Source organism: Micromonospora sp. NPDC048842, assembly GCF_040649935.1.
Classification (GTDB): Bacteria; Actinomycetota; Actinomycetes; order Mycobacteriales; family Micromonosporaceae; genus Micromonospora; species Micromonospora hortensis.
In genome coordinates this window covers 79,596-95,916 of the sequence record NZ_JBEZGK010000006.1, presented here as the reverse complement: position 1 = coordinate 95,916, position 16,321 = coordinate 79,596, and the positions used below count along the sequence as shown (strand labels likewise).

Genomic DNA, 16,321 nt, shown 5'->3' with positions numbered 1-16,321 from the left:
ATGACTGCTACCGCCCAGACTCCACTGGTGCCTGACCTGGCCGCCCTGCAACAGCGGGCAGCGCTTCGCGCTGCCGAGCGGGCCGGCGGGCAGGACCGCCTACGCGGGCACATCGTCTGCGACGGCCTGGTGCGCATCTTCAAGACCGAGGGGGTGGAGGTGGTCGCCCTGCAGGGGCTCGACCTGGTCATCGACCGGGGCGAGCTGGTGGCGATCGTCGGTGCCTCCGGCTCGGGCAAGTCGACACTGCTCAACATCCTCTCCGGCCTGGACACTCCGACCGCCGGTATCGCCAGGGTGGCCGACTACGACCTGCTCTCGCTCTCCACCAAACGGCGGCTGAGCTACCGCCGGCAGTTGGTCGGGTTCGTCTGGCAGCAGACCGGACGCAACCTGCTGCCGTACCTCAACGCGCTGGAGAACGTCGAGCTGCCGATGCAGTTGGCCGGCAAGCGCAGCGGCAAGGCCCGCCGGGAGCGGGCCCGGGAACTGCTCGACCTGGTTGGTGTGGGCTACTGCGCGGACCGGCGCCCCGGGCAGCTCAGCGGTGGTGAACAGCAGCGGGTCGCGGTGGCGGTGGCGGTGGCCAACGACCCGGAGGTGCTCTTCGCCGACGAGCCGACCGGTGAGCTGGACGAGGCGACCGGCGCGGAGGTCTTCGCGGCGTTGCGCACCATCAACGCGGAACTGGGCGTGACCATCGTGGTCGTCACCCACGACCACGCCGTGGCCACGCAGGTCCGCCGGACCGTCGCGATCCGCGACGGCCGGACCGCATCCGAGGTACGCCGGACCGCGCGGATCGACGCGGACGGCAACACGGAGCTGGTCAGCGAGGAGTACGCGGTGCTGGACCGCAACGGTCGGATGCAACTGCCGGCGGCGTTCGTCGACGCGCTCTCGCTGAAGGAGCGGGTCCGGCTCGACCTGGAGCCGGACCATGTGCAGGTACGGCCCGGCGACCGGGCCTCGAACGAGCGGGGGGCGCGGGCATGAGCCGGCAGAACATGATGGTGACCGGCGCGGCCGGGTTCGCCGGTACGCCAGCGACGCACTCCGACGAGGTGGTCCGGGTCAGTGGGGTCAGCCGGACCTTCGGCCGCGGTGAGCACGCCGTGCACGCCGTGCGGGACGTGTCGTTCACGGCCAACCGGGGCGAGTTGGTCGCCATCCGAGGTCGGTCCGGGGCCGGCAAGACCACGCTGCTGAACCTGATCGGCGGGTTGGACCGGCCGGACAGCGGCCAGGTGGTGGTTGCCGGGCACGAGGTGACCTCGGCCGGGGAGGCGGAGCTGCTGCGGCTGCGCCGGGGCACCGTCGGGTTCGTGTTCCAGACCTTCGGACTGGTGCCGATCCTCTCGGCCGCCGAGAACGTGGGCGTGCCGTTGCGGCTGGCGCAGGTGCCGGCCGCGGAGCGGGAGGAGCGCGTCGCGGTACTGCTGGAACTGGTCGGCCTGGGCGGGCACGCCGCGCAGCGCCCGTACGAGCTCTCCGGCGGGCAGCAGCAGCGGGTCGCTGTGGCCCGTGCGTTGGCCAACGAGCCGGACCTGCTCATCGCCGACGAGCCCACCGGTCAGCTCGACTCGGAGACCGGCCGATCCATCATGGACCTGCTGCGCGCTGTGGTGCACGCCCGCGGCATGACGGCGCTGGTGGCCACGCACGACCCGGCCCTGATCGACCTCGCCGACCGGGTGCTCGTCCTGCGCGACGGCCGTGTGGTCGACGGCTGACGCTGCCGGGTAGTGGCCGGACGTTGGCCCACGCCGTCGCTGTGCGGTGCTTTGCCGCTCGCTGTGGAGCTGATGTCGTAAACGAATCGCCGACTGTGACTCGTCTACGACATCAGCTCCACAGCGTTTGTACTGACAGCGGGAGTTCCGCTACCGCGTCTGGCCATGGCCGGGCCGGCCGTCGTGGGGTCGGTCGGTGCGTTTCCGGCCGTCGGGGAGGGACCCGGCGAGCGGGATCAGCAGGTGGCAGCGAACGTAACCCGGTCGGGGCTACTCCCACTGCCCAGCGTCGGTGAACGTGACGCCGGTTCAGAGCGCGAGCTTCATGCCCTCGTGGCTGGCGACGAAGCCGAGGCCCAGGTAGAAGCGGGCCGCGTCCGCGCGGGTCTTGTCTGTGGTGAGCTGCACCAGCGCGCAGCCACGCTCGCGAGCCTGGTCGATGGCCCAGATCATCAGCTGTCGGCCCAGCCCCTGACCCCGCCGATCGGAGCGCACCCGGACCGACTCGATCAGCGACCGCTCGGCGCCGTGCCGACCGAGGCCGGGGATGTAGGTGATCTGGAGGCAGCCGACGAGGTCGCCGCCCTGCTCGGCGACGATCAGTGCGTTGCGCGGGTCGGCGGTGATGTCCGCGAACGCTCGCTCGTACGCCTCGTCGACCTCGGTGAAGTCGCGGGCCTTGCCCAGGACGTCGTCGGCGAGCAGGGCGATGACGGCGGGCAGGTCGGCCCGGACCGCCACTCGGAAGATCACGTCACTCATCCGGTGAGAATCTCATAGTGACAGGGCTGCGAATGGGTCTGTAGAGGCCGCTCAATTTCTGTCGATTCGCCATCCTTCGATCCACCGCATCGCACTTATTTCACCGTTGTGGGGTGGCTTGCGACGTAACCCGACGGCCATACGGTGAAGCCCATTAATGGAATGTATTGATCGTTGTGGCCCATGGCGTCGTGGCCGAACCCTCTGTAGCGTGTGCCGCACATTCGTTGATCACTTTGCCTCACGGGGGTTTGGCAGTGCCGTCAACTAGTTCTGCCTGGCGTATGTCCACTGTGGCTTGTGCGCTGCTGGCGTCGACGCTTCAAGTGGTCTGGCCGCCCGATCGCGCCGCCGCGGAGCAGGTGGATTCCTGCGCGGTCAGGGTGTTGCCGACGGCCGAGTCGGAGCGCGCCGCTCAGGCCTTGGCGACGTCGTGTGACGCGTCCGTCGAGGTGCTCGCGGCGGCAACGGAGACGACCAAGGTCTTCGCCCAGCCGTCCGGTGACTTCACCTTCGAGTCGTGGGCCGAGCCGCGTTGGACCAAGCGGAACGGGTCCTGGCGGCAGATCGACACGATGCTGGCGGTGGGAGCCGACGGCCTCGTGCGCCCGGTCGCGTCGACGGCCGACGTGGTGTTCTCAACCGGCGGGGCGGGCGCGTTCGCCACCATGACCGGCGCCGGCGCCACCTTCTCGCTCGGCTGGCCGAGTCCACTTCCGTCGGGTGTCATCGACCGGGACACGATCACCTACCCCAATGTCCTGCCCGACGTCGATCTGGTCGTCCGCGCCGAGAAGTCGGGATTCTCCCACCTGCTCGTGGTCAAGACCGCAGCCGCAGCCAAGAACCCGGCGGTTCGTGAGACGCGGTACATCGTGGGCGGCTCCGCTGATGTGGCAAGCGGGAGCGGGGGACTCGTCATCTCCGGGCCCGACGGCGTGCTGGCCGCCGCGCCGCCGGCGCTGGCCTGGGATTCGGCTCTGTCGCCCGTGGCGTCGGGGGCTCGACGTTCGGGGCTCGGTTCGTCGAGCGGTGCGCATTCGCCGAACGCCCGCTCCAGCGTCCGCGGCCCGGCCGAGACCGCTGCTGTCACTCCGGTCTCGGTACGAGTCAAAGACACGACGATGACGGTGGCCGCAGCTCCAGAAATGCTGGCCAGTGACCACTTCCCGATCTTCATCGACCCTACCTACGACAAGAAGCCGTCTCGCTGGGCACCGGTGAACGACTCTAACTCCGGCACGGCTTGGACCTCCGGATCGGCCTGGCCCCGGGAGGTCGCTCGGGTCGGGTCCAACTGGGACAGTCACTCCGACATCTGGCGGTCGCACTTCCAGTTCGACACCACGGCTCTCGCCGGCAAGCGACTCACCGGGACGCCGAGCGTCGACGCGTACGCCGTGCACTCGGGCGACTGCGCCGGCGAGTCGGTCGGCATCTGGCAGACGGGAAACCTGTCCAGCTACACCAACAGTTGGAACGGGATGGCGAGCCGTTGGATGCACGGCGGCGCCCTGCAGACAAAGTTGATCAAAGCCAACTGCGGCCAGTCGGCCAACTGGGTGGCGTTCAACGCGGCGGCGATCAAGGCGAAGATCCAGGACAACGCCGACGACGGACTAGCGGCGATGACGTTCGGTTTGCGGATGGGCACCGAGAGCGGCGGTCGCTGGGCGAAGTTCGACCCGAGCAACGTGAAGATGGCCGTGACCTATCAGCACAAGCCGACATCTCCGGTTGCGATCCGGACCGCGCCGGGTGGCAACTGCAGCACGACCTCGCCGGGTCCGTGGGTCAACGTCGCCACCCCGACGCTGTACGGCAAGGCCAGCGACGCTGACGGCACGGTGAAGGTCGTGTTCGACCTGAACGGCCCGACGAGCCCGGCGGAGTACACCTCCGCGTGGACCAACTCGGGCGTGGAGCGCGGTTGGACGGCTCCCACGCTCGCCGAGGGCAACTACAACTGGCGGATGCGCGGCACGGACGGCACAGACGCCACCGGTTGGACCGGCGCCTGCTATTTCCGGGTGGACCGGACCGGGCCCACCACCCCGGTGGTCACCCGCACCTCGGGAACCCCGGTCGTCGGGCAACCGGTGACGCTCAGCTTCACCTCGTCCGACGCGCGGTCCGGGATGAAGCAGTTCGCCTACGGCATTGGTGTCGACGCAAAGCAGACGTTCAAGGCGTCGACGGGCACGACGTCCATCACGTTCACCCCGGAGGCCGGCCGCACCGTCGTGTACGTGTGGGCGCAGGACAACGCTGGAAACTACTCCGCACGGGCTGCTTTCAACTTCTTCACCGGCCGGATCACCGAGGCGCAGTCCCAGGGCGCTTGGCGGCTCGACGGGGATGGGCTCGACGACTCCGGCCAGGGTCGTGACCTGGTGCTCGGCAGCGGGGTCGGCTACGGGCCAGATCGGAAGGCAAACTCGACCGCCGCGTTGACGTTCAACGGCACGGGCTGTGCGGAGACGTCGCCAACGGTCCGCACCGACGCCGAATTCACGATTGCAGGTTGGGCGAAGCTCACCGACAAGTCCGACAACCGTGCTCTCGTCACACAGGTTGGATCGGTCCGACCGTCGGTCTACCTCCAGTATCACCGGGACAACGACCGGTGGGAGTTGATGTTGACCAGTGCCGACGTCCAGGAGCCGTCCTACGCCTGGATTCTGGCCTCTGCCCCTGCCCCACTCGGTCAGTGGCAGCATGTCGCGGCGACCGTGGATCCGGTCGCCAGGGTGATGCGGCTCTACCTCAACGGCCAACTGTCCGCCGAGAGTGCTATTCCCTTCACACCATGGAACGCTCAAGGCCGGCTCCTGATTGGCTGCGCAGGTGGTGCCGCATCTTCCTGGTTCCCTATGCACGGTTCTATAGACCACGTTGGCGTATGGCAGGGCCTCCTCTCGGAGGGGCAGATCGCGAGGGTTGCTACCGAGCTGCCCGCAGGTCTGGTGGGCGACTGGAAGATGCGCGGCAATGGCGTCGAGGCCATCGGCCGCTCGTCGGACATCGCTGTGCCCGAGGACGCCCGCTGGGCCGATGACCAGTACGGGCGCGTCGACTCGGCGATGCAGTTCGATGGCAATCAGTGCGTCACCGCGGCAGGTCCGGTTGTCCGCACCGATGAATCCTTCAGCGTTGCCGCTTGGGTGAACGTGACGGCCCTCGGCACTGCGAACCAGACGTTCCTCGGGCAGAACGGCAACCGTGTGAGCGGTTGGTACCTGGGCGTACGCCAGTCGGCCGGTGTCCCTTACTGGGCGCTCATGATGAAGTCCGCCGACGACGAGAATTCGAACTCCCAGTGGACCGGTAGCGGCACGGCGATAACCAACGACGTGGGCCGGTGGACACACGTGACAGCTGTGTACGACGCTGCGGCGAGCCGGATGAGTCTCTACGTCAACGGGAAGCCGGTCTCGTCTATCACGAGGACGGCAACTCCCTGGCAGGCCAACGGGCCGATGACCGTAGGGTGCGCCCGCTATGCGGGTGTGCTCGGTGACCACCTCACGGGCTCTGTTTCCGGAATTCGTGTCTGGCGGGGCGCCCTCGCCGCCAGCGAGGTAGCGGCGGTACACGGCGGTAACCCGGCGGTGAAGCTGGAGGGGATGTGGCCCCTGGACGGTCCGGCCAGCGACACGCCCACCTACCTGACCGACTGGTCCGGCAACGGCCGGGACCTGAGCATCACCGGCCCGTACGCGTGGACCCGCGATCGCGGTTTTGGTCGGGACGGAGCGCTCGGGCTCGAACTGGCCGAAGGCTCCTGCGCGGAAACGTCCGGACCGACGGTTCGCACGGACGCCTCGTTCACTGTTTCGGCATGGGTTGTGCTGGACCAGACGACCGGCCATCACTCGGTCGTCACGCAGATCGCCACCGCCGCTCCCGGCTTCTTCTTCGGATACAACCCGGGGCCCGACCGCTGGCACTTCGGGATGCCCTCCGCGTCCGGTGGGACTCCTACCTGGCACATCGCCGAATCGCAGCAGGCCCCTGAGCTCGGTAAGTGGACCCACCTGGCCGGGGTCTACGACCTGGCGAAGGGCAAGGTCCGTCTGTACGTCGACGGCGTGCTGCAGGACGAACAGGATGGCCCCTCCTCGCCCTGGATGGCGAGTGGTCCCACCCTCGTCGGATGTAACGGAAATGTGAGTGGGACGCGGATGTCTCGGCTGGGCGGCGTCGTCGACGATGTTCGGCTCTGGACCTCCACAGTCGATCCGGACCGGATCGCTGATCTCGCTGCTGGCTGACCATCTCGGGTGAGGGTGCGGCTGGACGCCGCAGGCTTCGCCGCACCTGCCAACCTCCCTTTCCTCCTCTCACCCGTCAGGAAGAGGCCATGTCGCGTACCCCCGCTCTCCTTTCCCGCCCCCGACGGTTAATCGCCCTGAGCAGCATCGCGGTGCTGGTGGCGTCGACTCTCACAGTGCCCCAAGCCGCTCAGGCATCCCAGGTGCCTTCCGGCGACCGCGCCGTCAAGGCGACCAAGGCGGAATCCGTCCGCCGGGTGCCGGTCGACCGGACCCCGCTTCCGGACGACGGCGGCAGGTGGGCGGGGCCGAAGCACGCGACCTGGCCGAAGGCGGGAGGGGCCACGCTGGCGGTCGCCGAGACGCGGCGGGAGCGGCAGCTCGATGGCGATCGGCAGTCGGCGTCGGCGGTGCGAGGGCTCGCCGGTGGCCTGCCGGTGACGGCCTCGGCCGTCACCGGCAAGCGTGTCCCCACCCAGGCGCGCGTGGAACTCCTGAACGAGCAGCACTCCCGCCGACTCGGGGTCAGCGGCCCGGTGGTAGTGGTGAACGGCGACGCCGGGACGGTCGACGCGGCCTTCGACTACGCCGAGATCCGGCAGCTCTACGGCGCGGGTTGGGGTGAGCGGCTGACCCTCAAACGGCTGCCGGCCTGCGCGGCGACGACCCCCCAGCGGTCGGAGTGCCAGGAGACCGATCGGGTCGACGCGACCAACGACCCGGCCACCAGCACGTTGTCGACCACTGTCGACCTCTCCGGTGCGGCGCCGATGGTCTTCGCCATCACCGCCGAGGAGTCCTCCGAGGAGGGCGACTACAAGGCTACCGACCTGAAGGCGTCGGGATCCTGGACTGCGGGAGACAGCTCCGGAGCGTTCTCCTACTCGAACCCGCTGCGCCTGCCGCCGGCGGAGGGTCCGCTGCCGGAGATGTCGTTGGACTACTCGTCACAGGTGGTCGACGGGCGGATGGCCGGCGCCAACAATCAGGCGTCGTGGGTCGGCGACGGGTGGGACTACGCGCCGGGCTTCATCGAGCGTACCTACGCCACCTGCACGGACGACCGCGACGCCGTCGCCGGCAAGGATCCGAACAACAAGGACAAGAAGACCAACGACCAGTGCTGGAAGGGTGACTCGCCGAACGTCACGGTCTCGCTCAACGGCGCCAACACGTCCCTGATCAAGGATGACGCCACGGGCGTCTGGCGGGCCCAGAGCGACAGCAACTGGCGGATCCAGTTGGACGGCAGTCCGGCGACGTCGGGTAACGCCACGACCGAGCGGTGGACGGTCACCACGCCCGACGGCACCCGCTACTTCTTCGCGGGCGAGGCCGCCGCGACCGATTCGCGGTGGACGATCCCCGTCTTCGGCAACCACTCCAACGAGGAGTGCCACGCCACCGCCTTCAAGGACTCGTCCTGCAAGCAGGCGTGGCGCTGGATGCTCGACAAGACCGTGGACGTGCACGGCAACACGGTCCGCTACTACTACCAGGGCGAGACCGGTCACTACGGCGCGGCTGACGACAAGGACAACCGGCAGTCGTTCACCCGGGGCGGATACCTGACGCGGATCGACTACGGGCTGCACGCCAACCATTCGAGCGTCGCGGCCACCGGGCGGGTGGTGTTCAGCGTCGCCGACCGGTGCCTGGTGACCGAGTGCCACAAGGATGGCAAGCCGGTCAAGGCGAACTGGCCGGACGTGCCGTGGGACAAGGAATGCGACGCGGCGCCCTGCACCGACAAGCTGGCACCGGTCTTCTTCAGCACCAAGCGACTCACGAAGATCACCACCCAGGTACGTGACGGCAGTGCCTTCACCGACGTCGAGTCGTGGAGCCTGGGCCATGAGTTCAAGGCGCCGAAGGTGGCCGGTTCGGCGTCGTTGTGGCTCAAGGAGATCGTGCACGCCGGGCACGTTGGTGGCACGGTCACCGACCCGCCGGTGCGGTTCACCGGTGTGGAGATGGTCAACCGCGCCAATGTTCTGGCTGGGGCGCCCCTGTTCTCTCGGTGGCGGATCCAGAACATCCGCACCGAGTCGGGTGCCGACATTCACGTCACCTACTCCGACGCTGACTGCGACCTGAACGACCTGCCGGGCTCACCGGAGACCAACTCACGGCTCTGTTACCCCGTGTACTGGACCCCGGATGGCTACACGGATCCGAAGCGCGACTGGTTCCACAAGTACGTCGTCACCGAGATCTCCGAGATCGACCGCACCGCCGATCAGCCGGCGATCACGACGCGGTACGAGTACAGCACCGCTGGGGGTGGCACGACCGTCCTCTGGGGCTACGACGACGGCGAGTTCACCAAGAAGAAGCACCGCACGTACGGGCAGTGGCGCGGCTACTCCCAGGTCGTCACCAAGGTCGGCGAGCCGGGTCGGGGCGTACCGCTGACCACCCAGAAGCGGTTCTACCGGGGCCTGCACGACCAGCCGCTGCCAGGCGGTGGCCGGCGCAACGTACAGGTTTCCGACTCCGAGACCAACGCGTTCTCGGACCACGCGGCGCTGGCCGGTTCTCCACTCGAGGAGGCGACCCTCGACGGGTCGACCGTCGTCGAGGCGTCCACCACGCAGTACTGGACCCGCCAGACGGCCGCGCGCAGTCACTCCGGTGGTACCGACCGGGCGTACCTCACCGGCCCGTCGGTGGAGAAGACCCGCAAGTTGCTCGCGCCGAACAAGTGGGCGCGGACGGAGACCCGCACCACCTATGACACGAAGGACGGGCAACCGGAGGAGGTGTCCGATCTGGGGGACATTGACCGTACCGGTGACGAGACCTGCAGCACGACCACGTACGCCAAGAACGGCACCGCGTGGATCCGGGCGGCAGTGTCCCGGGTGGAGACGGTCACCAAGGAGTGCGGCGGGACGGTGACCCGCCCGGCGGACGTCATCTCCGACGTGAAGACCTACCACGACGGCTCGGACACTCACGGCTCCGCCCCCAGCAAGGGCCTGGTGACCCGCGAGGACACCCTCGACACCTGGAACGGCGGACCCGTCTACGTCACCACCTCCCGGAGCAGCTACGACGCGCTCGGGCGGATCGGAAGTGCGACGGACGCCCGGGGTGGGGTCACCACCACCACGTACACACCCGCGGGCCCGGGGCCGGTCACCCAGACGGTCACCCTCAACCCGCTCCAACACAAGACGACCACCACCCAACAGCCGGCCTGGGCCGAGCCGACGTCGGTGGTGGACGCCAACGACAAGCGCACCGACCTGGCACACGACCCGTTGGGGCGGCTCACCAAGGTGTGGCTGCCGGGCCGGGCCAAGGCGACCAAGACACCGAACCTGGAGTTCGGCTACCGGGTACGTGCCGACGGGCCGCTCGCCGTCACCACCAAGCGACTCGGACCCAACGAGACCTACATATCCGAGATCGGGCTCTTCGACTCGCTGTACCGGCCGGTCCAGACGCAGGAGGCATCCCTCGCTGGGCAGCGCCTGGTCGAGTCGACCGGTTACAACGACCGGGGCCTGGAGGCGCATCGTGCAGGTCCGGCGTACGTCACCGGCGCACCGGCTGACGAGCTGCTGCAACTGAACCCGGGCGAGGACCGTGTCCGCACGGTCCTGAGTCATGACGCCGTCGGACGGGTCGTCAACGAGGGGACCTGGTCGGGCCACAGCCAGTTGTGGGCGACGGTCACCAGCTACGGCGGCAACCCGGACGGCTGGCAGGTGGCTGTCACCCCGCCGCGGGGCGGCACGGCGACCGCGACCATCAGCGACGTCCACGACCGGACCACGGAGCTCCGGCAGTTCCACGGGCTCACCCCGAGCGGCGGGTACGACGCCACGAAGTACACGTACACCCCGCGCGGCGACCTGGCGACAGTGACCGGCCCGACCGGCAAGGTCTGGCAGTACGGGTACGACCTGCGCGGCCGGGAGGTGCGCACGCTCGACCCGGACAAGGGCGAGACGACCCTCACCTACGACAACAACGACGACGTCACGTCCTCGAAGAACGACCTCGACGACGTGGTCTCCACCGAGTACGACGTCCTCGGACGGCAGAAGAAGCGCCTGGTGAACGGCCAGCTCGCCGCCGAGTGGGCGTACGACACTGTGGCGAAGGGGCACCTGTCCAAGCAGGTGTCGACAGTCGACGGACAGCAGTTCGTCCGGGAGATCGTCGAGTACAGCGACGCCTACCAGGTCGCCGACGAGGAGGCGCGCATCCCGGCGATGCCGGGTCTGGGGACGGCGGCCGGGACGTACGTCTCGACGTACACCTACAAGGCAGACGGATCGCCCGACCGGATGAGCGTTCCCAAGGTCGGTGCCCTGGAGCGGGAGGTCATCGCCCGCACATACGACGACCTGGGCAACGTCACCCGGCTCGTGGGCACGTCGTACCCGTCGGGAACCAACACCGTCTACGTCGACGCCGCAACCCACTCGCCCTATGGCGAGGTGCTGAAGCGCGTCCTCGGGGTCGACAACAAGCCGCAGGCGTACCAGACCTACGTCTACGACGACCCGACCCGTCGGCTCAAGGAGTTCTACTTCGACCGGGACGCGTCGGTCAACAACGTCGCCGCCCTCTCCTACGACTACGACGCCGAGGGCAACGTCCTGTCGATGGCGAACACGCCGCTCGACAACGACGACAAACCTCGACCTGGCGACAGTGACGTCCAGTGCTTCCAGTACGACCAGTTGAGGCGGCTCACCCAGGCGTGGACGCAGGCGGCCACCGCCTGTGCCGCGGATCCGAGCGCGGGCGGCATCGGCGGTAAGTCGCCGTACTGGAAGGCGTACGCCTACCACGCGGACGGTTCCCGCAAGTCGGTCACCGACCGTCGTACCGGTGTCGCCTCCGACTACGGGTACGCCGCGGCCGACGCCGCCCAGCCACACGCGGTTCGGACCGTGACCACCGGCAGCCGGGTGGACCACTACGACTGGGATGCCACGGGCAACCTCACCTACCGCAAGGTCGACGGGGTCACCGAGAACCTGGAGTGGAACCCCCAGGGCAAACTCCAGAAGATCACCGGACCGGGCGGTACGACCCGGATGGTCTACGACGCCGATGGCAACCGGATCGCCCGGATCGACCCGAACGGTCAGGCCACCGTCTTCGTCGCCGGGCAGGAACTGGTCGTCCAAGGTCAGGACACCACGGCGACCCGGTACTACGAGCACGCCGGCGACACGGTCGCCTCTCGGGCCGCGTCCACCGCGACCGGCCCCAAGGACCTGACCTGGCTCGCCGCCGACCAGCACGACTCGGCACACTGGTCGGTCAACTCGGTCACCCGGGTGGACACGGTCCGATACTCCGACCCGTTCGGGAACGCCCGATCGGGTGGCACCGGCGGCACCTGGCCCTCCGGCCAGCGGGGCTTCGTCGGCGGCATCAGCGATCCGACCGGCCTGTCGCTGTTGGGTGCCCGCTTCTACGACGCGGCGCTCGGAGCGTTCATCTCCGTCGACCCGGAGACTGACGAGTACGACCCGCAGCGGATGCACCCGTTCGCGTACGCGAACAACAACCCGGTCACCTTCGCCGACCCGGACGGCCTCTTCTTCGGAAAGATCAAGAGCGCCGCCAGCCGGGCCGGCAACGCGGTCGCCGGCGCTGCCAAGTCGGCGGTCAAGACCGTGGTCAACAACGCGGGCACGATCTCCGCGGTCGCGGGCGGGATAGCCATGGTGGCGGCGGTACTGCCACCACCGGCCCAGGTGGTGGCGGCCGCTGCCGCCGCCGTGTCGGCGGTGGCAGGCGCGATCGACACCGCGAAGACCTGCGCGGGTGGCGACACTGCGGGCTGCGCCATGGGTATCGCGTCGATGGTCCCGGGAGTCCGGCAGGCGAAGACAGCTGCTCGTGGCGCCGGCGCGGTCAAGAAGGCTGTGAAGGGGAAAGCGCCCCGCGGCTGCAACAGCTTCCTTCCCGGCACCCAGGTCCTGATGGCGGACGGCAGCTACAAGGCCATCGAGGAGATTCGCCTCGACGACGTCGTGTGGGCGGCGGACCCGGAGACCGGTAAGGGCGGCGCCCGGCCGGTCACCGCGCTGATCACCGGCGGCGGGCAGAAAACGCTGGTCGACATCAGCATCGACTCCGACAGTGACGGCATGGCCGACGGCACGGTGACCGCCACCGACGGTCACCCGTTCTGGGTCAGCAATCAGCAGGAATGGCTGCGCGCCGAGCACCTGAGGCAGGGTGACCTGCTACTGAGCCCGGACGGTGCTCGGGTCAGCGTCATCGCGGTCGTCGCCTATGGCGCGGTCGCGACGGTGCACAACCTCACTGTCGACGACATCCACACCTATCACGTCCTGGTCGGCGACACCGACGTCCTCGTTCACAATCAGGGCGGTCCGGATGAGATCTGTGAGCTGGACGCGAGGGATATCCATTTCACCCAGGACTCGGCCTCAAACCAGTTCAGTGATCGCCCGGGAACACTGCTCGAGCTGGCCGAGGATCTCAAGCGCGGCAAAAACCTCAACATCCCGGCCATTCGCGTCTTCGAGGAGAATGGCAAGATGTACACGCTCGACAACCGGCGCCTGCTGGCGTATCAGATCGCCAACAAACCGATCAGGACTAAAAGGGCGACCGGGCGTGAGGTCTTCAAAGATCGATTCGACCCGAAGAAGAAGTGGAAAAAGAACACAGAGATCGATGGTGGTAACCGGATCACGCTCAAATCTTCGACCAAAAATCCGAAGTGGCAGCGGACATGGCACAAAAGATTGGGATGGGATGCATGACGTAGACCGCTTTTTCTTGGACGCATCGGGCGAGAACGTAGGCCTTGATGAGACTGTGCGCTCGCACGACGATCTGATTGAGTTCGTGGTGGCATTACGGAGTGATCTGGTGGAACAGCGGGAGAAGTGGGAGAACCGAAATGTAGGGGACTATCTCGGATCTATCGCCAGAGCTATCCGAGACATGCTCGACGATGAATATGATGATCTTGATCGTTTTCCTGTCACTGCTGGCTGGCTGTGGGTCGGACGGAACTACGAGTAGAGTCAACGGAGGTGATCAGGGCCTTGGGCGCTGATTCACGAAATTCGGAAATCGACCACTTCCTCGGGTCGACCGGGCAGGCTGCTGGCGAGTTCGATCGGCTGAGCGAGACGGTGACGTCCGAGGCTGATTTCCTCGCATTCTTGGAGGCGCTCCTGCGGGATGATCACTTCACGGACTGGGAGGGGCCGATCGAGGGGTACCTTGACCGGCTCATCTCCTGGTTGCGGTCAACGGAGGGGCGACGACGCATGGCGGCGTATCCGAACGAATTTTCGGCAATGGCCGCGGCGTTCTATGTCGGCATCGCAAAAGTGGATGATGAACGTGGTCTTGTCACGTAGACATTGAGATCTCATGTCGTGGGTGTGATAAGGCGTTCAACCGCGTGAGGTCCACTGTGGAAGAAGCCAGGTGTCGGTAGTTTGCGGCAGATGGGCCGGCGCAACTTGCTGGCGACGGGCAGCATGGGGCGGCATGGAGCTCCTGCTGCTGCCGTTCCGGTGGATATACCGGGCTTTGGTGTGGTTCGCCAACTCGCCCCGCACGCTGATCACCTCGTACCTGCTGATGATCGTGGTGGCCGGTTTCATCTACGGGGAGGTCGAGCAGCGCAGCCCGGCCGATGCCGTCTGGTGGGCGGTGGTGACCGCCTCCACCGTCGGGTACGGCGACATCTCGCCGACCACCTGGGCCGGCCGGACGTTGGCGGCGCTGCTCATCTCGACAATGGTCCTGCTGGTCATCCCGCTGATCACCGCGCACTTCGCGAGCCGGCTGATCGTCGACGACAACGCCTTCGAGCATGAGGAGCAGGAGCAGCTCAAGGCCGACGTGCGCCGGATGCGGGCGCTGCTGGAGGAGTTGGCCGCCCGGCAGGGGATCGCTCTGCCCCCACTGCCGCCGACCCAGCCGGTCAGCGGGCCGGGCAGCGCTGCCCCTCCGGTGGCACGGTCAGGTCGATCAGGTACGCGTCGACGGCGTTGGTGATGCAGGAGGTCTGTGGGTAGGCGGTGTGTCCCTCGCCCTCCCAGGTGAGCACCCGACCGACGCCCAGCATCGAGGCGAGCCGTGGGGTCTGCTCGTACGGTGTCGCCGGGTCGCCGGTGGTGCCGACCACCACGATCGGCGGCGCGCCGTTCGCCTTGCCGGTCGGGTACGGGTCCCGCCCGCCCGGCCACTCGACGCAGCTCAGCATGCCCACCGCCAACGCCGGCCCGAACAGCGGGTATTTCCCGCGCCACTCGGACTGCAACTGCCGGATCTGCTGCCGGCTCGGCTTCTCCGTCTCGTCGGCGCAGTTGATGGCCAGGTTGGCGTCGAACAGGTTCGAGTAGTGCCCGTTGTCCTCCCGGCCGGCGTACGCGTCGGCGAGTCGGAACACGTCCTTCGGGTCGCCCTCGGCCAGCTTGTCGATCGCCTGGGCCAGCTCCTGCCAGCCGGATTCGGTGTAGAGCGAGGAGATGACGGCGTAGAACACCCAGCCGGCGGTGGCCTCCCGCCCGTCGTCGCCGCGTACCGGGGAGACCTTGGCCTTGTCGATGGCCGAGGTGACGGCGGCGCGGGCGTCCGGGGCGATCGGGCAGCGGCCGGCGTTCGCCGCGCACCAGCGGGTGAAGTTGGTGAAGGCCCGTTCGAAGCCGCGGGCCTGGCTTTCCGAGCCCTCGACCAGCCGCTGCTGCGGGTCGACGGCGCCGTCGAGCACCAGCGCCCGCACCCGCTGCGGGTAGAGCTGGGCGTACGTGGCACCGAGCAGGGTGCCGTACGAGTAGCCGAGGTAGGTCAGCTTGTCGTCGCCCACTGCGGCGCGTACCGCGTCCATGTCGCGGGCGGCCTGCTCGGTGCCGTACAGCGGCAACTGGTCGCCGTAGCGGTCGCCGCAGCCGCGCCCGATCCGCTGGCTCAGGCCGACGAAGCCGTCGAATGCCGACTGGCTCGCCGGGTCCGGGTCGAAACCGAAGCTGGCGTCCAGGTCGGCGTCGGAGATGCACTTGACCGGGCTGGACCGGGAGACCCCACGCGGGTCGAAGCCGACGATGTCGAAGCGCTCGGTGATCGAGGCGGGCAGCCCGCCGAACTGGGGGCCGAAGGAGAGGTAGACGGCGGTGTCGACACCGGACCCACCCGGACCACCCGGGTTGATCACCAACGAGCCCACCCGGTCGCGCTGCTTGGTGGACCGGGCGCGCAGCAGGGCGATCTCGAAGGTCTGCCCGGCGCCCGGGCCGGCGCTCGCCCCGCCGCCGGTGCCCCAGTCACGGGGCACCGCGATCCGGGTGCACTCGTAGCGCATGTTCGGTGCGCCCCGCCCGACCAACTCGTCGGGCACCTCCGGGCAGGGCTTCCAGTTCGGTGCGCTGCCGGTCGGGGCTGCCGCGCCCTCCACCTCGGTGCGCGGCGCGAACGCCGGCAGCGTGCAGCCGGCGGTCAGCAGCGCGGCGACGACGAAGGCGGCCAGAGTGCGACGGACCCGGCGGCTGGACGCCATCCGAGGCTGGTCGGCGGTGCGGGTCACGT

The 16,321-nt window shown here is 68.2% G+C and carries 9 protein-coding genes; 7 read left to right on the top strand and 2 right to left on the bottom strand.

What is annotated here, in order from left to right; all coding sequences use genetic code 11:
* Positions 1–996: an ABC transporter ATP-binding protein gene (locus AB0C19_RS10730; protein WP_357182637.1), complete on the top strand. Its 996-nt coding sequence runs from the start codon at positions 1–3 to the stop codon at positions 994–996.
* Positions 997–1,010: 14 nt separating this feature from the next.
* On the top strand, positions 1,011–1,733 hold the full coding sequence (locus AB0C19_RS10725; protein WP_357183134.1) for an ABC transporter ATP-binding protein: 723 nt from the start codon (positions 1,011–1,013) through the stop codon (positions 1,731–1,733).
* A gap of 309 nt (positions 1,734–2,042) precedes the next feature.
* Here AB0C19_RS10725 and AB0C19_RS10720 read toward each other — a convergent pair whose 3' ends face one another.
* Positions 2,043–2,495 carry a GNAT family N-acetyltransferase gene (locus tag AB0C19_RS10720; protein ID WP_357182634.1) on the bottom strand — a complete coding sequence of 151 codons (453 nt, stop codon included), beginning with the start codon at positions 2,493–2,495 and terminating at the stop codon, positions 2,043–2,045.
* A gap of 284 nt (positions 2,496–2,779) precedes the next feature.
* Here AB0C19_RS10720 and AB0C19_RS10715 point away from each other — a divergent pair, with 284 nt between their 5' ends.
* From AB0C19_RS10715 to AB0C19_RS10695, 5 genes are all read left to right on the top strand, one after another.
* Positions 2,780–6,769 (top strand): LamG domain-containing protein, encoded by a 3,990-nt coding sequence (locus tag AB0C19_RS10715; protein WP_357182630.1) that lies wholly within the window; start codon positions 2,780–2,782, stop codon positions 6,767–6,769.
* Positions 6,770–6,858: 89 nt separating this feature from the next.
* Positions 6,859–13,539 carry a polymorphic toxin-type HINT domain-containing protein gene (locus AB0C19_RS10710; protein WP_357182627.1) on the top strand — a complete coding sequence of 2,227 codons (6,681 nt, stop codon included), beginning with the start codon at positions 6,859–6,861 and terminating at the stop codon, positions 13,537–13,539.
* Positions 13,532–13,804: a hypothetical protein gene (locus tag AB0C19_RS10705; protein ID WP_357182624.1), complete on the top strand. Its 273-nt coding sequence runs from the start codon at positions 13,532–13,534 to the stop codon at positions 13,802–13,804. The genes AB0C19_RS10710 and AB0C19_RS10705 overlap by 8 nt, the downstream gene beginning before the upstream one ends.
* Before the next feature lie 11 nt (positions 13,805–13,815).
* Entirely contained in the window at positions 13,816–14,148 is a 333-nt protein-coding gene (locus AB0C19_RS10700; protein WP_357182620.1) for a hypothetical protein, read from the top strand.
* Positions 14,149–14,281: 133 nt separating this feature from the next.
* Complete coding sequence (locus tag AB0C19_RS10695; RefSeq protein WP_357182617.1) at positions 14,282–14,794, top strand: potassium channel family protein; 513 nt, start codon at positions 14,282–14,284, stop codon at positions 14,792–14,794.
* Here AB0C19_RS10695 and AB0C19_RS10690 read toward each other — a convergent pair.
* Positions 14,721–16,292: an alpha/beta hydrolase gene (locus tag AB0C19_RS10690; protein ID WP_357183131.1), complete on the bottom strand. Its 1,572-nt coding sequence runs from the start codon at positions 16,290–16,292 to the stop codon at positions 14,721–14,723. The two genes, AB0C19_RS10695 and AB0C19_RS10690, sit on opposite strands and share 74 nt — an antisense overlap.
* Positions 16,293–16,321 lie beyond the last annotated feature (29 nt).